The following is an 18,413-nucleotide window of genomic DNA, read 5'->3' on the forward strand; positions in this document are numbered from 1 at the left end:
CCCAGTTCCGGCGCGGACCCGGCCGGTAGGCTGAGGTCGTGACTCTTCGGCTCCATGACACCAAGGCGCAGGCCCTGCGCGACTTCGTGCCGATCGACCCCCGGAACGTCACGATCTACGTCTGCGGTCCCACCGTGCAGTCGGGTCCGCACATCGGCCACCTGCGTGGCGCGCTGAGCTTCGACATCCTGCGCCGCTGGCTCGCCGACCGCTTCGGGCGCGTGACGTTCGTGCGCAACGTCACCGACATCGACGACAAGGTGCTCGCGAACGCGACGGAGTCCGAGCCCTGGTGGGCGCTCGCCTACCGCATGGAGCTCGCCTTCACGCGCGCGTATGCCGCGATCGGCATCCTGCCCCCGACGTACGAGCCGCGGGCGACGGCATCCATCCCTCAGATGCTCGAGCTGATCGAGCGCCTCATCGATGCGGGCCACGCCTACGCCGTCGACGGCAGCGTCTACTTCGACGTGCGCTCGTGGAGTGCCTACGGCGAACTGACGAACCAGCGACCCGACGCGATGGAGTCGTCGCCCGACACCGACGCGGGCAAACGCGCCCCGCAGGACTTCGCGCTGTGGAAGGCCGCAAAGCCCGAGGAGCCCGTTTCCGCGACGTGGGAGTCTCCGTGGGGGCCCGGTCGCCCGGGATGGCACATCGAGTGCTCCGCCATGTCGCGACGCTACCTCGGCCCCGAATTCGACATCCACGGCGGCGGGCTCGATCTGCGGTTCCCCCACCACGAGAACGAACTCGCGCAGTCGACGGCCGCTGGCGACCCCTTCGCGCGCTACTGGGTGCACAACGGCCTCGTCACGGTGGGCGATCAGAAGATGTCGAAGTCGCTCGGCAACTTCCTGCTCGCCGATGACGTTCTGCGTGCGCACGACCCGCTCGTCGTGCGCTACGCGCTCGCCGCGGCCCATTACCGCTCGAGCCTGTCGATCTCGCCGTCGACGTTCGACGAGGCGGAAGCCGCGCTGGAGCGCATCCGCACCTTCATGGATCGCGCCGATCGCGTGCTGGGGGCCGCGAGCTGGCTCACGGTCGCCGAGCTGCCCGAGGCCTTCGCGGCGGCGATGGACGACGACCTGGGCGTGCCGCAGGCGCTCGCGGTCGTGCACGAGACGATGCGCGCCGGCAACGCGGCGCTCGACGCTGGCGATCGCGACGCCGCCGCGCGCGCGTCGATCGCCGTCGGACGCATGGTCGGGATCCTCGGACTCAATCCGCAGGATCCTCAGTGGCGGACGATGGATGCCTCGGCAGAGGCATCCGCCCTCGACGCGCTCGTGACGACGATGATCGCCCAGCGCGCCGAGGCGCGGGCGACGAAGGACTGGACCGCCGCGGATCGCGTGAGAGACGCGATCGCCGCAGCGGGAATCGCTCTGGAGGACACTCCGGACGGAACTCACTGGTCGCTCGACGACCGATCGACGAAAGAACAGAGGATCTGATGGCCGGTAAGCCGGGGCGCCCAGGCGCCGCAAAGGGCGGAAAAGGCCCCACGAAGGGCTCGGGCGGCAAGAACAAGCGCTCCCTCGAGGGGCGCGGGCCGACACCCAAGGCCGAGGACCGTGCGTGGCACCCCGCCGGCAAGCGCAAGGCCGCTGCCGAGCGCTACGCGGCAGCCGGGGGCAAGGGCAAGCCGGGCGGCTCGTCCGGCCAGCGCTCGAGCCGCGCCGTCAAGAAGGACGACGACACCGAGACGGTCACGGGCCGCAACTCGGTGCTCGAGGCGCTGCGGGCGAAGATCCCCGCCACCGCGTTCTACATCGCGCAGCGCGTCGAGATGGACGATCGGGTGAAGGAGATGCTCTCGATCGCGACGCATCGCGAGATCCCCGTCCTCGAGGTCACCCGGCCCGAGCTCGACCGCATGGCCGGCTTCGACGGCGTCCACCAGGGCGTCGCGCTGAAGGTGCCGCCGTACGAGTACGCGCACCCGCAGGACCTCCTCGAACAGGTCATCGACCAGGGGCAGGTGCCGCTGTTCGTCGCGCTCGACGGCATCACCGATCCGCGCAACCTCGGCGCGATCCTCCGCTCGACGGCGGCGTTCGGCGGACAGGCCGTCATCCTCCCGCAGCGCCGCTCGGCATCGGTCAACAGCGCCGCGTGGAAGACGAGCGCGGGCGCGGCCGCACGCGTCCCCGTCGCGATCGCGGCGAACCTCACCGCGATGCTGAAGGAGTTCAAGAAGCAGGGCGTCTTCATCCTGGGCCTCGCCGGCGACGGCGACGTCTCGCTGCCGCAGCTCGAGCTCGCCGACCGTCCCGTCGTGATCGTCGTCGGCTCCGAGGGCAAGGGCCTCTCGCGCCTCGTCACCGAGACGTGCGACCAGATCGTCTCGATCCCGATCACGGGCGCCGAGTCGCTCAACGCCGGGATCGCGGCATCGGTCGCGCTGTACCAGGTGTCCACCCTCCGGGCGGCCCACTGAATCCGTATGCGGAGGAATGAATCCGCCCGCAGGTCGCTTGCACGACGGGGACCCGTCTGAAAGGAACTGACGTCATGGCACGCATCGCCGTCATCGGAGGAACCGGCTACGCCGGCAGCAACATCGTCGCCGAGGCGGTGAGCCGCGGTCACACGGTCGTGTCGGTCGCCCGCAACGTCCCGGCCGAGCGCGTCGAGGGCGCCACCTACGTCGAGGGAACGCTGCTGGACGTCCCGGGCCTGGTCGCCGAGCTGCAGGGAGTGGATGTCGTCGTCTCGACCGTCCCGGCGCGCGGCGACATGCTCGGTCAGGTGCGCACGAACGTCGCAGAGCTCGTCGCGGCGCTCCCCGAGAACGTGCGCGTCGGCGTCATCGGCGGGGCGGGCGGCAGCCTCGTCGCCCCCGGTGGCGAGCGACTCGTCGATCAGCCCTCGTTCACGGAGGAGTACAAGCCCGAGGCCCTCGAGGCGATCGGCATCCTCGAGGATCTGCAGAGCGGTCCCGCGTCGCGGGACTGGTTCTACGTGCACCCCGCAGGCGGCTTCGGCGTGTGGGCCCCCGGCGAGCGCACCGGATCGTACCGCGACGGTGGCGACGTCCTGGTGACGGATGCCGCGGGTGAGTCCTACATCTCGGGACCGGACCTCGCGGTCGCGGTCGTCGACGAGATCGAGGAGCCGAAGCACTCGCGCGAGCGCTTCACCGTCGGCTACTGAGCCCGGCTCCTCAGACCAGGTCGCGCCAGTCGACCTCGTCCTCTTCGGCGGTCGGCAGGGGGATGTCGGACGTGATGACGGGAAGCGCCATCGTCTCCGTCGGCGGTCCCATCACCGTCGCCTCGTCGCGGCGGTGGCGCAGGACGGTGTCGATGTAGCTCGAGAGCACCTCGGCGAGGGGCGCCGACTTCCCCTGCGCCTGCGACATGTACCAGCGGTGCTCGAGCACCTGGTGGAACACCTCGGCGGGCTCGAGCTTGGCGCGCAGGTCCCAGGGGATCGCGCGGACGACGGGCTCGAACACGCGCGTGAGCCACTCGTGGGCGACCATCTCCTCGTCGTCGAGGCGTGAGACGCGCGCCCGGAACTCGTCCATGTCGTTGAGCAGGCGTCGCGCCTGGTTCTCCTCCACGTCGAGCCCCGTGAGGCGGATGAGCCGGCGCTGATGGTGCCCCGCGTCGACGACCTTGGGCTGGATCGACACCTTCGTGCCGTCGGGCGCCTGCTCGATCGACATCTCGCCGATGTCGAAGCCGAGGTCGTTGAGGTGCCGCACGCGTTCGGTGATGCGCCAGGACTCGGAGGTCTTGAAGGTCTCGGCCTCGGTGAGGGCCTCCCACAGCGAGTGATACGACGACACGATGCCGTCGGCGATGGCCACGGCATCCACCCCGCCCTCGAGGCGTCCGCCGGCTTCGAGGTCCATGATCTCGCCGGCGATGTTCGTGCGGGCGACGTCGATGTCGTGCTCGCGCTGGCCGCGCGTGAGTCCGGCCTCGTGCAGCTCGCCGGTCTCGGCGTCGACGAGATAGGCCGCGAAGGCGCCCGCATCGCGCCGGAAGAGGGTGTTCGAGAGCGAGACGTCTCCCCAGAAGAAGCCGACGTTGTGCAGGCGCACGAGCAGGGCGGCGAGAGCGTCCACGAGGCGCGTCGCGGTGTCGGGGCGCAGCACCTGCGTGAACAGGGCGCGATAGGGGAGGGAGAACTTCAAGTGCGCCGTCACGAGGGCCGCGGGGAGCGGGTCGCCCGCGGCGTCCGTCCTCTTCGCGATCACGGCGACGCGCTCGACGCACGGCGCATCGAGACGGGCGAGGTTGCCGAGCATGTCGTACTCTCGCCGGGCCATCTCCTCGGTGGTCTCCTTGATGGCCACGACGCGACCGGAGAGGCTCGAGAAGCGCACGAGGTGACGGGAGAGTCCCTTCGGCAGCGAGACGATGGCGCTCGACGGCCACTCCCCGAGCGGTGTCGACCAGGGGAGTGAGAGAAGGGCGGGGTCGACCGCGCTCGCGGTGATGCTGAGTGCGTCGGGCACGGGTCCTCCCGGGGAAAGCGCGAGGGCGCGGGAGGCGGTGAGCCTGCCCGCGCCCTCGCGAGGTGGAACGTCAGGCCGAGACGACCGGCTTGTCGTTGAGGCGCTCGCCCGACTCGATGTCGAAGGCGTGCACGTGACCCGGCTTGGCCGCCAGGGTGACCGTCTCGCCCGCGTTCGGGTGGCGGCGGCCGTCGACGCGCGCGACGATGTCGGCGCGCTTGCCGGCGATGTCGGTGTGGCCGTACAGGTAGCCGTCGGCGCCGAGCTCCTCGACCAGGTCGACGACGACCGAGAGGCCCTTGCCGTCGGCCGGGCCGACCTCGATGTCCTCGGGACGGACGCCGATCGTGACCTGGCTGCCGTTCGCGCGGCCGACCGTGTCGCGGTCGAGCGGCACGACCTCGGATCCGAACCGGACGCCGCCCTCGGCGAGGTCGGACGGGAACAGGTTCATCGCGGGCGAGCCGATGAAGCCGGCGACGAACACGTTGTTCGGCTTCTCGTACAGGTCGCGGGGCGTGCCGACCTGCTGGAGCAGGCCGTCCTTGAGCACCGCGATGCGGTCGCCCATGGTGAGGGCCTCGGTCTGGTCGTGCGTGACGTAGACGGTCGTGACGCCGAGGCGGCGCTGCAGCGACGCGATCTGCGTGCGGGTCTGGACGCGGAGCTTGGCGTCGAGGTTCGACAGCGGCTCGTCCATGAGGAACACCTGCGGCTGACGGACGATGGCGCGACCCATCGCGACGCGCTGACGCTGACCACCCGAGAGCGCCTTCGGCTTGCGCGTGAGGTACTCCTCGAGGTCGAGCAGCTTCGCGGCCTCGAGCACGCGGGCGGCGCGCTCGTCCTTGCCGACGCCGGCGATCTTGAGCGCGAAGCCCATGTTCTCGGCGACCGTCATGTGGGGGTACAGCGCGTAGTTCTGGAACACCATCGCGATGTCGCGGTCCTTCGGCGGAACGTCGGTGACGTCGCGGTCGCCGATGAGGATGCGGCCCGAGTTGACCTCTTCGAGGCCGGCCAGCATGCGCAGCGACGTGGACTTTCCACAGCCGGACGGACCGACCAGGACGAGGAACTCGCCGTCGGCGACCTCGAGGTTGAGCTTGTCCACCGCGGGGCGCGTGCCCCCGGGGTACAGGCGGGTTGCGTTGTCGAACGTGACGGACGCCATGTTTTCTTCTCCTTCACCGGCAGGTACGTGCCGGACGATCCGTAGTGATGGATGAGCGGGGTGTGTCCCGCAGCCCTTCCTTGGGCGTAGGACTCAGTATGACACGGATGACCTGTACGGCACCCGGCCGGCATCCGGTCGTCGTCTGGGCATTTCCCAGGGTGTCTGGCTAGCATCGTCCACGGTCCCCTCGTGCGAATCGCGTCAGTCCGGCGTGCGAGGTTCGGCCCGCCGAATCCGGCCCGCGTCTTCCCGAGAGGTTCCATGTCGAGCGACGAGTCTTCGAACGCCCCGAGCGAGCGCCGCGACGCGGTGCGCGAGAAGGCGCTGCAGGTGCAGGCGCAGCAGAAGCGCACGCATCGCATCCGCACGGCGACGATCGCGGCATCCATCGTCGCCGTCGTCGCGATCACCGCGGTAGGGGTGACGTGGGCCGTCTCGTCGGCGGCCTCGAAGCCGATGCTCGAGCCGGCGAACGCGACGGACGACGGCTTCGTCGTCACCGTCGCCGGCGCGACCGAAGCGCAGGAGATCCCCGCGACCCCGACTCCGACGCCGACCGCCGATCCCGAGGCCAGCCCGACGCCGACGGCGCAGCCGTCGGTCGACATCCGCGTCTACGTCGACTACCTGTCGGCCGGCTCCGGCGAGTTCCAGGTCGCCAACTCGACACAGCTGTCGAAGTGGGTCACCGAGGGCGCCGCGACGCTCACCTACTATCCGGTCGCGATGCTGACGGCGAAGTCGAACGGCACCAAGTACTCCCTCCGCGCCGCGAGCGCCGCCGCGTGCGTGGGCACGCATGCGCCCGACGCCTTCTGGGCCTTCAACGACGCGGTGCTCGCCAAGCAGCCCGACGTCGACTCGGACGGCTACAGCGACACCGAGCTCGCCGACATCGCCCAGGCCGCGGGGGCGACCTCGCCCAAGGTCGTGCGCGCCTGCATCGAGGACGAGGACTTCGCGACGTGGGCGAAGGGCGCGACCGAGCGGGCGCTCAAGAGCATCCCCGACACGGACGACGTCGTGCTGACGGGCGCGCCGATGGTGCTTGTGAACGGGATGCCGTACGTCGGCGCCCTCGACGACCCGAAGGAGTTCGCGCAGTTCGTGCTCACGATCGCGAGCGACGCGTACTACAAGGAGGCCTCGGCCTCGCCGACGCCCACCGCGACACCGTAGGCGGTCACGCGACGCCGTGAGTCCGCCGCCCAGTCGGTAGACTGGGCACTTCGCCGGCTTGGCGCAATTGGCAGCGCACCTGTCTTGTAAACAGGGGGTTGCGGGTTCAAGTCCCGCAGCCGGCTCGTGACCGCAGACTCCCGCGATCGCGCGCGTCTGCCCGCGTCGCTCGCGCTGTCGGGCGCCGTGCTCGTGGGTGTGCTCACGGCCGCGCAGGCGCGCGTCAACGGCTCGCTCGGCACGGCTCTGGGCGACGGCTTCGTCGCCGCGGCGATCTCGTTCGGCTCGGGCTTCGTGATCCTCGTGGTGCTGTCGCTGCTGCTCCCGGTGGGTCGTCGCGGGGTGCGCACACTCGTCGGCGGCATCCGCCGGCGAGCGATCCCGTGGTGGATGCTGGCGGGCGGCGCCGCGGGCGCCTTCACCGTCGCGACGCAGGGCCTCGCGGTCGGGGTGATCGGCGTCTCGCTCTTCACGGTCGGCATCGTCGCGGGGCAGTCGCTGTCGGGTCTGCTGCTGGACCGGCTCGGCTACGGGCCGGCGGGTGTGGTCGCCGTGACCGTGCCGCGCCTGATCGGCGGGGCTCTCGCGCTCGGCGCCGTCGCGCTGTCGCTCGTCGGGGACGGGGTGCGCGGCATCCCGCTGTGGATGCTGCTGCTGCCGTTCTTCGCGGGCGTCGGGATCGCGTGGCAGCAGGCGACGAACGGGCGACTGCGGCAGCGGGTGGGGACACCGCTCACGGCGACCCTCGTCAATTTCGCGGGAGGATCGGTGCTCCTCGTCGCGGCGGCGCTCGTCCACGTGGGCGTCGTCGGCGGGCCGGCGTCGTACCCGAGCGACCTCTGGCTGTACCTCGGCGGCGCGATCGGCGTCGTCTACATCTTCCTGTCGGCTGCCCTGGTCGCCTACACGGGAGTGCTGCTGTTCGGTCTGGGATCCGTGGTCGGGCAGCTCCTCACCTCGGTGGTGCTGGACGCGATCTGGCCGTCCAGCGCGGGCCCGGGCATCCTGCAGGAGTCGCTCATGGCCAGCGTGGCGCTGGTCGGCGTGATCGTCGCTGCCGCGCCGTGGCGCAGGATCAGCCGCTAGGCCTTCTTCTTGCGGGGCAGTCGCGAGACGTGGTGCTTCGCATCCACGGCTCGGCGTCGGCTCGGCCGCGTGCGCTCCGGCTTGCCGCCGACGTACAGCCAGCCGAGGAGCTCTTCATCCTTGCCGAGGCCGTGCGCCTTCGCGACGGGCTTCGAACGGGTGTAGGCCCCGGTCCGCCAGAAGACGCCCCATCCGGCGTCGTCGAGGAGGAGGCTCAGCACATGGGCGACGCCCGAGGCGACGGCCTCCTGCTCCCACCGCGGGACCTTGCTCTTCTTGTAGGAGGCCACGACCGCGATCAGCAGCGGAGCGCGCAGAGGCTTGCTCGAGGGCTTCGTCTCGCCCTCGGCCTTCGCGATCGCGGCGCCGAGGCGCTCGCGGTCGTCCCCGCGCAGCTCGATGAGGCGCCACGGGCGCAGCGACGAGTGGTCGGCGACGCGGCCCGCTGCGGAGACGAGCGTGAGCAGCTCGGCGCGGGTCGGTGCCTCGTCGGTGACCTTCGACCACGACCGACGATCGCGGACGGCCTCGAGTGCGCCGCTCATGACTCCGGGCTGAACTCCAGCGACAGCGAGTTCATGCAGTAGCGGTCGCCCGTGGGAGTGCCGAAGCCGTCGGGGAAGACGTGGCCGAGGTGCGAGCCGCAGTTCGCGCACCGCACCTCGGTGCGCACCATGCCGTGGCTCGAGTCGTCGAGGAGCTCGACCGCGTCGGGACGGATCGACTCGTAGAAGCTCGGCCAGCCGCAGTGCGAGTCGAACTTCGTGCCGCTCTTGAAGAGTTCGGCGCCGCACGCGGCACACGTGTAGAGGCCGGCGCGACTCTCGTCGAGCAGCTCACCCGTCCACGCGCGCTCGGTTCCCGCCTGCCGCAGGACGGCATACTGCTCGGGCGTGAGCTCGGCACGCCATTCGTCGTCGGATTTCTCGACTGCGTAGGTCATGCATCCATTCAACCGCACTGCGGGAGGATGGGGATGTGACCTCCGAGATCGACGCCGCACGGGAGCGCTACGCCCGTTTCGCGGCGGACGAGGCTCCGGGCCGTTCCGCGCTGTACGAGGATTGGGCCGCAGGTGCGGCATCCGACGACGCGCTGCTCGCGCTGCTGGCGCGCATTCCCGCGACGCACCGCCAGCCGCCGCTCGTGTTCGCCGTCGCACGGCTGCTCGGCTGTGCCGAGACGGGGTTCGCGTCGTGGCGGGAATGGATGCTGCGCCACGCCGACCCGGTCGTGGCCGAGGCATCCCGTCGCAGCCTCCAGACGAACGAGCCGCAGCGCTGCGCCGTGCTGCTGCCCGCGCTCGCGACCGTCGGCGGACCGCTCGCGCTGCTCGAGATCGGCGCGAGCGCGGGGCTGTGCCTCTACCCCGATCGGTACTCGTACCGCTATCGCGGCGATGTCTCGGTCGCACTCGACCCGCCGGCGGGGGAGTCGCCCGTGGTCCTCTCGTGCGCCGTGACGGGCGCTCCGCCGCTGCGGCTTCCCGACGTCCTCTGGCGCGGCGGGATCGATCTCGCTCCGCTCGACGCCGCAGACCCCGCCGATCGGCGATTCCTCACGACGCTCGTGTGGCCGGGCGAGCCCGGACGGCAGGACCGCATCGAAGCGGCGCTCGATGTCGCGACGGCGGATCCGCCGAGGATGTGGCGCGGCGACGCCGCCGACGCCGCCGTGCTCGACGCCGCGATCGCGGCGGCGCCCGACGGAGTGACGCTCGTGGTGACGACCCCCGGCGTGCTGCCGCACATCCCGCGGATCGCGCGGGAACGACTGCTCGGGATGCTGCGCGACCGCGATCTGGTGTGGATCTCGATCGACCCGCCGGGCGTCCACGGCGCCGGCTTCGCGCTGTCGCGCGACGGCGATCCGCTCGCCGACGTCGATCCGCTCGGCGCCTCCCTGGAGTGGCGCGCGGGAGCTGCGGCGTTCCCCGGCTAGCGTGAGGCTGTGCCCCTCACCGACCGCGACCTCGCCATCCTGGCCTTCGAGGCGGAGTGGCGTCGGCACGTCGGAGCCAAGGAGGAGGCGATCCGCGACGACCTCGGGATGTCGCCGGCGCGCTACTACCAGCTCCTCGGCCGGCTCATCGAGACGACCGAGGCGCAGGAGCACGATCCCATGCTCGTCAAGCGCCTGCGCCGCCTGCGTGAGGCACGTGTTTCCGCGACCGGACGGTAGCATCGTCAGGTGCCGAAAACGACCTTCCCGCGGGATCGCTTCGATGATCTTCCGGCCGATGCAGGGCGCGTCGGCGCACATCGCGCCGAGAATCCCCGCATGCGCGGGGGTGTCGTCTTCCTGTGGGCGGCGCTCGCCACGATCGTCCTGATCGCAGCGGGCATCTTCGGCACACTGCTCGTCTCGGGCCGTATCGACCTGTTCCCGACGCCGACGCCGACCCCCACTCCGACGCCGGTGGTCACCCCGGTCGTCGACACGACGACGAGTGTGCTGATCCTCAACGCGACACCCGAAGAGGGCCTCGCGACGCAGATGGAGGACGTCGTTCTCGGCGCCGGCTGGCCCATCGGCACCGTCCTCGCGGGCGGAGCCGGATCCCAGGACTTCCCCGAGACGACCGTCTACTACCTCGCCCCCGAAGACGAAGCGGCCGCTCTCGGCCTCGCGGGCGTGATCGGCGGCGCGAAGGTCGAGCAGAGCGAGGCGTACCAGCCCGCCGACCCCGCGACGAGGCAGCTCACGATCGTGATCGGACTCGATCGCACGGCCAATCCGCCCGCGCCCTCCGCGACGCCCTGACCGGCGCCGGGCCGCGTGTTTCCGGCCCGTAAAAACTTCGATGCGCGCGTGTCAACATCCGCCCCGCAGCCGGTTCCGGTGATTCCGGCGTGCATACGATGGCGTTGTCACACGGCAATACAGGAGACTTCGCATGACTCAGGGCACCGTCAAGTGGTTCAACGCCGAGAAGGGCTTCGGCTTCATCACCGTCTCGGACGGTCAGGACGTGTTCGTCCACTACTCCAACATCGACATGAGCGGCTTCCGGGTCCTCGAGGAGGGGCAGACCGTCGAGTTCACGGTCGGCGCCGGCCAGAAGGGTCCGCAGGCGGAAGCGGTGCGCGTCGTCTGACGGATCGCGACGCCGACACGACGAGGGATGCCGCGAGGCATCCCTCTTTCGTGCTCCCGGCGGCTTGCACTCGCATAGGGCGAGTGCCAGAATGGATTAGCACTCCGGTTCGTTGAGTGCTAATCCATAAGCCCCGTCCTGGGAGGACGAAACACACATGGCAAAGATCATCGCTTTCGATGAGGAGGCCCGCCGCGGTCTCGAGCGCGGCCTCAACATCCTGGCCGACGCCGTCAAGGTGACGCTTGGCCCGCGCGGTCGCAACGTCGTTCTCGAGAAGAAGTGGGGCGCCCCCACGATCACGAACGACGGCGTGTCGATCGCCAAGGAGATCGAGCTCGACGACCCGTTCGAGAAGATCGGCGCGGAACTCGTCAAGGAGGTCGCCAAGAAGACCGACGACGTCGCCGGTGACGGCACGACGACCGCGACCGTGCTCGCTCAGGCGCTCGTGCGCGAGGGCCTGCGCAACGTCGCGGCCGGCGCCGACCCCATCTCGCTCAAGAAGGGCATCGAGAAGGCCGTCGCAGCCATCACGGCGCAGCTGCTCGAGGATGCCAAGGAGGTCGAGACCAAGGAGGAGATCGCGGCCACGGCATCCATCTCCGCCGGCGACACCGAGATCGGCGAGCTCATCGCCGAGGCGATCGACAAGGTCGGCAAGGAAGGCGTCGTCACCGTCGAGGAGTCGCAGACGTTCGGCACCGAGCTCGAGCTCACCGAGGGCATGCGCTTCGACAAGGGCTTCATCAACCCGTACTTCGTCACCGACCCCGAGCGTCAGGAAGCGGTCTTCGAAGACCCGTACATCCTCATCGCGAACCAGAAGATCTCGAACATCAAGGATCTTCTGCCGATCGTCGACAAGGTGATCCAGGACGGCAAGGAGCTCGTCATCATCGCCGAGGACGTCGAGGGCGAGGCGCTCGCGACTCTCGTGCTCAACAAGATCCGCGGCATCTTCAAGTCGGTCGCCGTCAAGGCCCCCGGCTTCGGCGACCGCCGCAAGGCGCAGCTGCAGGACATCGCGATCCTCACGGGTGGCCAGGTCATCACCGAAGAGGTGGGCCTCAAGCTCGAGAACGCGACGCTCGACCTGCTCGGCCGTGCCCGCAAGGTCATCGTCACCAAGGACGAGACCACGATCGTCGAGGGCGCCGGTGAGGCGGACCAGATCGAGGGTCGCGTCACGCAGATCCGCCGCGAGATCGACAACACCGACAGCGACTACGACCGCGAGAAGCTCCAGGAGCGCCTCGCGAAGCTCGCCGGTGGCGTCGCCGTCATCAAGGCCGGAGCCGCGACCGAGGTCGAGCTCAAGGAGCGCAAGCACCGCATCGAGGACGCCGTCCGCAACGCGAAGGCCGCCGTCGAAGAGGGCATCGTCGCCGGTGGTGGCGTCGCGCTCATCCAGGCCGGCAAGAAGGCGTTCGCTGGTCTCGAGCTCTCGGGTGACGAGGCGACCGGTGCGAACATCGTGCGCGTCGCGATCGAGGCGCCGCTCAAGCAGATCGCCCTCAACGCGGGTCTCGAGCCCGGCGTGGTCGCCAACAAGGTCTCCGAGCTCCCCTCGGGTCAGGGCCTCAACGCCGCGACCGGCGAGTACGTCGACATGCTGGCCGCCGGCATCAACGACCCGGTGAAGGTCACCCGTTCGGCGCTGCAGAACGCTGCGTCGATCGCGGGCCTGTTCCTCACGACCGAGGCCGTCGTCGCCGACAAGCCCGAGAAGGCCGCCGCTCCGGCGGGCGACCCGACGGGTGGCATGGACTTCTGAGTCCCGCCCTCTGACAGCAGTCACACGAATGCCCCGGCCGATCGGCCGGGGCATTCGTCGTGCGCCGCTACCGGAACAGGCCCATCGTGGCCTGCTCGGCCTCGGCGTACTGGCGCCCCGCGAGCGACAGCGCCGCGTTGATGCCGGCGAGGCTCTCCTCCACCGTGCGCTGGGTCGCACGCCACTGCTCGACGGAGGACTGGAACGCCGTCGCCGCGGCACCCGTCCACGAGGACTGCAGGCCCGTGAGCTGACTGAGCAGAGCGTTCACCTCGCCCTGCAGACGATCGATCGTGCCGCGCACGAGGGCGGTGGATGAGAGGACGGCGTCGGAATCGACGGAGAAGACGGCCATGGAAGCTCCTTGCTCGGACTGTGTGGGTCCACGCTAAAGATCCGGGGATGTGGCATCCCGAGCCGTCTGCGCGCCTGTGGAGGACAGCACACCGGGCCGCCGCTGGGGAGGAGGTGCTAGTCGGTAAGATCCGTCAGTCGTCGCAGCGGCTGGGTCTCGAGGTGGAGGTGCTCCGAGGCATCCCGCGGCTCCGCGAGCGGAAGCGAGACGCGGAACGTCGCCCCGCCGCCCGGGGTGTCGGCGACCGAGACCGTGCCGTGCAGCGCCTCGACGATCGACGCGACGATCGACAGGCCCAGGCCCGTGCCGCCCGTCTCGCGCGTGCGCGAGGTGTCGGCGCGCCAGAAGCGCTGGAAGATCTTGTCCTTGATCTGATCGGGGATGCCCTCGCCGTGATCGACGATCTCGATCCATCCCATCGCCATCGCCGTGTCGATGCCGACGCGCAGCTCGATCGGCGAGTCGTCGCCCGTGAACCTCCGTGCATTGCCCAGCAGGTTCGTCACGACCTGCCGGATCCGGTTCTCGTCGCCCAAGACGATCGGCGCCGGGGCGCTCGAGGGCTTCGACGGCTCCGACGCCAGATGCATCTGCTGCACCGAGGGCTCGCCCATCCCGGTCGCCGACGTGGCGGGCACCGGCTTCGGCTTGCGTCGCAGGAGCGAGAGGGATGCCCCGGCGCGCGCGATCGCGGAGGTGTTCGGACGCTTCGCGCTCTCGGTGTCGGGCGCCTGCGCGGGCGAGGGGTCGCGCGGTTCGTCCGCTGTCGTGTCGACGACGGTGACCGGCCGCAGGGGCGAGGTCGCCCGCACGTCCAGCGCGGCATCCCGTGCGACGGGACGCAGATCCACGGGCGTGATGACGACATCCCGTCTCTCATCGAGCCGGGCGAGGGCGAGCAGATCCTCCACGAGCACGCCCATGCGCTTGGCTTCGCTCTCGATGCGATCCATCGCCTGGGCGATGTCCTCGTCCCCGCGGATCGCGCCCATCCGGTAGAGCTCGGCGTAGCCCCGCACGGTGACGAGCGGCGTGCGCAGCTCGTGGCTCGCGTCGCCGATGAACCGGCGCATCTGGCGCACCGTGGCATCCCGCTGCGAGATGGCGGTGTCGACGCGCCCGAGCATCGCGTTGATCGCGGTCTTGAGCCGCCCGACCTCGGTCGTGGTGGGCTCGATGTCGGTCATGCGCTGGCCGAAGTCGCCCGAGGCGATCGCCATGGCCGTGGACTCGACCTGCCCGAGGCTGCGGAAGGCGAACGTCACGAGCAGGCGCGTCAGCACCGCGCCGAAGACGATCGCGAAGACCGCGATGATGCTGTAGATGCCGAGCGAGGTCGCCACGGCGCGATTCACACCGGTGACGGGGAGCGCGACGAGCTGCGGGTACGCCGTGTTCTCGTACGGCTGGACCGAGACAGCGGCGCGGAACTCGCTGTCGCCGTCCATCGATGCGAGCGCGACCGGCTCGAGCTCCTTCTGCTTCGCCTCGAGGAGGGTGAGGGTCGGGGGGAAGTCCGGCTCGGATGGGCCCGTTCCGCCCGCGGAGCCGAGGAAGCGGCCGTCGATGGGACTGTAGACGGCGACGGCGTAGTCGGCGGGCGGCGCGTTGTCGGCGTCATCCACGATGAGGTCGCCGTCGGGGCCGATGTCGAAGGTCATCAGCGAGTGCGCCACGTCGGTCTGCGCGAGCTGGACGAGCTGGGTGTCGAGGTTGGCGAGCAGGGCGCCGCGCAGGAACATCGTCGTGCCGATGCCGGCGGCGAGCAGACCGATCGCGAGCACGGCGACCGAGGCGCCGGTGACCTTGGCGCGCAGACTGATGCTGCGCCACCACCGGGTGACGGCGTCGGTCTTGTCGGTCACGGTGTCATCGAACGGCTCAGGCCGTCTTGCCCGCCTTCAGCATGTAGCCGAAGCCGCGCTTGGTCTGGATGAGCGGCTCCGTCGAGTGCGGATCGATCTTGCGCCGCAGGTAAGAGATGTAGCTCTCGACGATGCCCGCATCGCCGTTGAAGTCGTACTCCCACACGTGGTCGAGGATCTGCGCCTTCGACAGCACGCGGTTGGGGTTGAGCATGAGGTAGCGGAGCAGCTTGAACTCGGTGGGGCTGAGGTCGATGGATGCGTCGCCGACGACGACGTCGTGGGTGTCCTGGTCCATCGTGATCTCGCCCGCGCGGATGACGGACTCCTCGTCGGCCTGCATCGTGCGACGCAGGATCGCCTGGATGCGCGCGACGATCTCGTCGAGGCTGAACGGCTTCGTGACGTAGTCGTCGCCGCCCGCGTTGAGACCGGCGATCTTGTCCTCGGTCTCGTCCTTCGCCGTGAGGAACAGGATCGGCGCCGTGTATCCGGCGCCGCGGAGGCGCTTCGTGACGCTGAAGCCGTTCATGTCGGGGAGCATGACGTCGAGGATGATGAGGTCGGGCTCCTCCTCCAGGACAGCCGAGATCGTCTGTGCGCCGTTCGAGACGGCTTTGACCTGGAATCCCGCGAATCGGAGGCTCGTGATGAGCAGGTCGCGGATGTTCGGCTCGTCATCGACAACGAGGATGCGCGGTGCGGTCATGGGTTCATTATGGCGATGGATGCCATGCCCTGTCTGGATATCGCCCGGAAAGCCGTTTCATGGACGCGTGGGCCGGGCAGGATAGGAGCATGACGCCTCCGTCCGACGCCTACGCCGCCGGTCTCGCCTTCCACCGCCTCGTGTTCGCCCGACAGCGCCCGGGATGGTGGACGCCGCTGGTCGTGGGACTGCTGGGCGTCGCCTTCTACGTCGCCTTCACCGTCGTGATCCTCATCGCGATCCTCGTGCTGTCCCTCGCCGATCCGACGATCGTTCCGCGGCTGCTGTCGATCAGCGAGGGAGTCGCGTTCGACCTCGCCGATCCGCTCCTGCTGGCGATCCTGCTCGGCTCGATCGCGCTCATTCTGCCGTCGTACGTGCTCGCGTCCCTCATCATCAACGGCCGCCGGGTGGGCCTGGTCTCGTCGGCGTTCGGTCGCCTGAGATGGCGATGGATGCTGCTCTGCGCCGCGGCGGCCGTCGTCGTCGCCGGGGTCGTCACGGCGCTGTCCTACCTTCTGCCGTCGGATGAGCCGGTCGGCGACGTCCTGCAGCCCGGCGACAACACCCTGCTCTGGGCGAGCCTCGCCGTGCTCCTGCTGGTCGTGCCGTTCCAGGCGGCGGCCGAGGAGTACGTCTTCCGCGGCTATCTCATGCAGATGATCGGGCGGTGGCTGCGGCATCCCGCCTTCGCGATCCTGCTGCCGGTGCCGCTCTTCGTGCTCGGCCACCTCTACGACCCGCTCGGTCAGGTCAGCGTCGGCGTCTTCGCGGTCGCGGCGGGATGGCTCACCTGGCGCACGGGGGGACTCGAGGCGGCGATCTCGATCCACGTCGTCAACAACCTGCTGGCGTTCCTGCTCGCGCTCGCCGGGCTCAGCGACGTCAACGCGACGTCGCCCGGCATCCTGAGCTTCGTCGTGTCGACGGTGATGGTCGCAGCGTACGTCGCCCTCGTCGAGGTCATGATGCGGCGGTCCGGGATGCCGCGGACCCTGCGTCTCACGGCACCCGTGGCGCCGGTCGAAGCTCAGGCTGCGATGCCGTCGGCGTCCAGGATCGTGTAGCTGTAGCCCTGCTCGGCGAGGAACCGCTGGCGGTTCTGCGCGAAGTCCTGGTCGACCGTGTCGCGGGCGATGAGCGTGTAGAAGCTCGCGGTGTTGCCGGACTCCTTGGGGCGCAGCAGGCGCCCGAGGCGCTGGGCTTCCTCCTGCCGCGAGCCGAACGATCCCGAGACCTGGATCGCGACGGATGCCTCGGGCAGGTCGATGGAGAAGTTCGCGACCTTCGACACGATGAGCAGCTCGATCGACCCTTCGCGGAACGCCTGGTACAGCTCCTCGCGCTCGTCGATCGGTGTCGCGCCCGTGATCTTGGGTGCGTCGAGCGCCTCGGCGAGGATGTCGATCTGATCGAGGTACTGCCCGATGACGAGGATGCGCTCGCCCTTGTGGCGTTCGACGAGACGGCGGACGACGCTGATCTTGGCGTGCGCCGTCGCCGCGAGGCGGTAGCGCTCGTCGTCGGCGGCGGCGGCGTACTCGAGCCGGTCGCCCGCGGGCAGATCGACGCGCACCTCGTAGCAGACGGCGGGCGAGATGAAGCCCTGGGCCTCGATCTCCTTCCACGGTGCGTCGAAGCGCTTGGGCCCGATGAGGCTGAAGACGTCGCCTTCGCGGCCGTCCTCGCGCACGAGCGTCGCGGTGAGGCCGAGGCGGCGGCGGGCCTGCAGATCGGCGGTGAGCTTGAAGACGGGCGCCGGGAGCAGGTGCACCTCGTCGTACACGATGAGTCCCCAGTCGAGGGCGTCGAGCAGTGCGAGGTGCGCGTACTCGCCCTTCCGCTTCGCCGTGAGGATCTGGTAGGTCGCGATCGTGACGGGCTTGACCTCTTTGACCTGGCCCGAGTACTCCCCGATCTCCTCGGCGGTGAGGGTCGTGCGCTTGAGGAGCTCGTCGCGCCACTGGCGCGCGCTGACGGTGTTGGTGACGAGGATCAGGGTCGTGGTCTTCGTGTCGGCCATGGCCGCCGCGCCGACGAGCGTCTTGCCCGCGCCGCAGGGGAGCACGACGACGCCGGAGCCGCCCTCGGTGAAGATGTCCACGGCCTGGCGCTGGTAGGGGCGCAGCGTCCAGTTGCTCTCTTCGAGCGCGATGGGATGCGGCGTCCCCGGGGTGTAGCCGGCGAGATCCTCGGCCGGCCAGCCGATCTTCAGCAGCTCCTGCTTGATGTGGCCGCGTGCCCACGCGTCGATGAGGAACGTCTCGGGGGTCGGCTTGCCGATGAGCAGGGGCTGGATGCGCTTGTTGCGCGAGATCTCCGCGAGCACCGCGGCATCCGTCGATCGGAGCACCAGCTCGCCGCCCGAGCCGTCATCCGCCACCGGCGTCCGCTCGATGACGAGCCGGCCGTAGCGGCCCACCGTCTCGCGGATGTCGATCGACACCGACGGGGGCACCGGGAACCGCGACCAGCGGTCGAGCGTCGCGAGCATGTCGTCGGCGTCGTGCCCCGCCGCGCGGGCGTTCCACAGGCCGAGCCGCGTGATGCGGTAGGTGTGGATGTGCTCGGGCGCACGTTCGAGCTCGGCGAAGATCGCGAGCTCGTGGCGCGCGTTCTCGGCATCCGGATGGGCCACTTCGAGCAGCACCGTCCGGTCGCTCTGCACGATGAGGGGACCGTCAGCCATAA

19 protein-coding genes and 1 tRNA gene are annotated in these 18,413 nt (G+C 69.8%); 12 read left to right on the forward strand and 8 right to left on the reverse strand.

Annotated elements, in window-relative coordinates:
- Positions 1–38 precede the first annotated feature (38 nt).
- The 3 genes from cysS to ACTIFV_RS06570 all read left to right on the forward strand — a co-directional run bounded on the left by cysS (position 39) and on the right by ACTIFV_RS06570 (position 3,162).
- Positions 39–1,460, forward strand: coding sequence for a cysteine--tRNA ligase (gene cysS / locus ACTIFV_RS06560; RefSeq protein ID WP_439591972.1), 1,422 nt, complete (start codon positions 39–41; stop codon positions 1,458–1,460).
- Positions 1,460–2,446 carry a 23S rRNA (guanosine(2251)-2'-O)-methyltransferase RlmB gene (rlmB, locus tag ACTIFV_RS06565; protein WP_439591973.1) on the forward strand — a complete coding sequence of 329 codons (987 nt, stop codon included), beginning with the start codon at positions 1,460–1,462 and terminating at the stop codon, positions 2,444–2,446. The genes cysS and rlmB overlap by 1 nt, the downstream gene beginning before the upstream one ends.
- 74 nt (positions 2,447–2,520) lie before the next feature.
- Positions 2,521–3,162, forward strand: coding sequence for an NAD(P)-dependent oxidoreductase (locus tag ACTIFV_RS06570; RefSeq protein ID WP_439591974.1), 642 nt, complete (start codon positions 2,521–2,523; stop codon positions 3,160–3,162).
- Between the two features lie 10 nt (positions 3,163–3,172).
- Here ACTIFV_RS06570 and ACTIFV_RS06575 read toward each other — a convergent pair whose 3' ends face one another.
- Entirely contained in the window at positions 3,173–4,477 is a 1,305-nt protein-coding gene (locus ACTIFV_RS06575) for a DUF4032 domain-containing protein (protein WP_439591975.1), read from the reverse strand.
- A 70-nt stretch (positions 4,478–4,547) separates the two neighbouring features.
- The gene (locus ACTIFV_RS06580; protein ID WP_439591976.1) at positions 4,548–5,651 is read right to left on the reverse strand and encodes an ABC transporter ATP-binding protein; all 1,104 of its coding nucleotides are present in this window, start codon (positions 5,649–5,651) and stop codon (positions 4,548–4,550) included.
- Between the two features lie 264 nt (positions 5,652–5,915).
- Here ACTIFV_RS06580 and ACTIFV_RS06585 point away from each other — a divergent pair, with 264 nt between their 5' ends.
- The 3 genes from ACTIFV_RS06585 to ACTIFV_RS06595 all read left to right on the forward strand — a co-directional run bounded on the left by ACTIFV_RS06585 (position 5,916) and on the right by ACTIFV_RS06595 (position 7,919).
- Positions 5,916–6,833, forward strand: coding sequence for a DsbA family protein (locus tag ACTIFV_RS06585; protein ID WP_439591977.1), 918 nt, complete (start codon positions 5,916–5,918; stop codon positions 6,831–6,833).
- A 52-nt stretch (positions 6,834–6,885) separates the two neighbouring features.
- Positions 6,886–6,958, forward strand: a tRNA-Thr gene (locus tag ACTIFV_RS06590).
- 1 nt (position 6,959) lies between these two features.
- A complete protein-coding gene (locus ACTIFV_RS06595) occupies positions 6,960–7,919 on the forward strand; it encodes a DMT family transporter (protein WP_439591978.1) in 960 nt (319 codons plus the stop codon).
- On the opposite strand, the gene ACTIFV_RS06600 is transcribed toward ACTIFV_RS06595, so the two are convergent.
- Positions 7,916–8,464: a nitroreductase family protein gene (locus tag ACTIFV_RS06600; protein ID WP_439591979.1), complete on the reverse strand. Its 549-nt coding sequence runs from the start codon at positions 8,462–8,464 to the stop codon at positions 7,916–7,918. The genes ACTIFV_RS06595 and ACTIFV_RS06600 overlap by 4 nt on opposite strands.
- Entirely contained in the window at positions 8,461–8,862 is a 402-nt protein-coding gene (gene msrB, locus ACTIFV_RS06605) for a peptide-methionine (R)-S-oxide reductase MsrB (protein WP_439591980.1), read from the reverse strand. The genes ACTIFV_RS06600 and msrB overlap by 4 nt, the downstream gene beginning before the upstream one ends.
- Positions 8,863–8,897: 35 nt before the next feature.
- Here msrB and ACTIFV_RS06610 point away from each other — a divergent pair, with 35 nt between their 5' ends.
- From ACTIFV_RS06610 to groL, 5 genes are all read left to right on the forward strand, one after another.
- Positions 8,898–9,860 carry a DUF2332 family protein gene (locus tag ACTIFV_RS06610; RefSeq protein WP_439591981.1) on the forward strand — a complete coding sequence of 321 codons (963 nt, stop codon included), beginning with the start codon at positions 8,898–8,900 and terminating at the stop codon, positions 9,858–9,860.
- A 9-nt stretch (positions 9,861–9,869) separates the two neighbouring features.
- On the forward strand, positions 9,870–10,100 hold the full coding sequence (locus ACTIFV_RS06615) for a DUF3263 domain-containing protein (protein WP_439591982.1): 231 nt from the start codon (positions 9,870–9,872) through the stop codon (positions 10,098–10,100).
- A 9-nt stretch (positions 10,101–10,109) separates the two neighbouring features.
- Positions 10,110–10,682, forward strand: coding sequence for a LytR C-terminal domain-containing protein (locus tag ACTIFV_RS06620; protein ID WP_439591983.1), 573 nt, complete (start codon positions 10,110–10,112; stop codon positions 10,680–10,682).
- Positions 10,683–10,815: 133 nt separating this feature from the next.
- Entirely contained in the window at positions 10,816–11,016 is a 201-nt protein-coding gene (locus tag ACTIFV_RS06625; RefSeq protein WP_439591984.1) for a cold-shock protein, read from the forward strand.
- 157 nt (positions 11,017–11,173) lie between these two features.
- Positions 11,174–12,793, forward strand: coding sequence for a chaperonin GroEL (gene groL / locus ACTIFV_RS06630; RefSeq protein ID WP_439591985.1), 1,620 nt, complete (start codon positions 11,174–11,176; stop codon positions 12,791–12,793).
- Positions 12,794–12,860: 67 nt separating this feature from the next.
- Here groL and ACTIFV_RS06635 read toward each other — a convergent pair whose 3' ends face one another.
- From ACTIFV_RS06635 to ACTIFV_RS06645, 3 genes are all read right to left on the reverse strand, one after another.
- Positions 12,861–13,148, reverse strand: a complete 288-nt coding sequence (locus tag ACTIFV_RS06635) for a WXG100 family type VII secretion target (protein ID WP_439591986.1) — start codon at positions 13,146–13,148, stop codon at positions 12,861–12,863.
- Between the two features lie 116 nt (positions 13,149–13,264).
- Entirely contained in the window at positions 13,265–14,890 is a 1,626-nt protein-coding gene (locus ACTIFV_RS06640; protein WP_439592302.1) for a sensor histidine kinase, read from the reverse strand.
- 139 nt (positions 14,891–15,029) lie between these two features.
- The gene (locus ACTIFV_RS06645; RefSeq protein WP_439591987.1) at positions 15,030–15,722 is read right to left on the reverse strand and encodes a response regulator transcription factor; all 693 of its coding nucleotides are present in this window, start codon (positions 15,720–15,722) and stop codon (positions 15,030–15,032) included.
- Positions 15,723–15,811: 89 nt separating this feature from the next.
- Between ACTIFV_RS06645 and ACTIFV_RS06650 the strand changes: the two genes are divergently transcribed.
- Positions 15,812–16,789 (forward strand): lysostaphin resistance A-like protein, encoded by a 978-nt coding sequence (locus tag ACTIFV_RS06650; RefSeq protein WP_439591988.1) that lies wholly within the window; start codon positions 15,812–15,814, stop codon positions 16,787–16,789.
- On the opposite strand, the gene ACTIFV_RS06655 is transcribed toward ACTIFV_RS06650, so the two are convergent.
- Positions 16,753–18,411, reverse strand: a complete 1,659-nt coding sequence (locus tag ACTIFV_RS06655; protein WP_439591989.1) for a DNA repair helicase XPB — start codon at positions 18,409–18,411, stop codon at positions 16,753–16,755. The genes ACTIFV_RS06650 and ACTIFV_RS06655 overlap by 37 nt on opposite strands.
- Positions 18,412–18,413: the final 2 nt, after the last annotated feature.

This window comes from Microbacterium sp. (genome assembly GCF_051860965.1).
Taxonomy (GTDB): Bacteria; Actinomycetota; Actinomycetes; order Actinomycetales; family Microbacteriaceae; genus Microbacterium.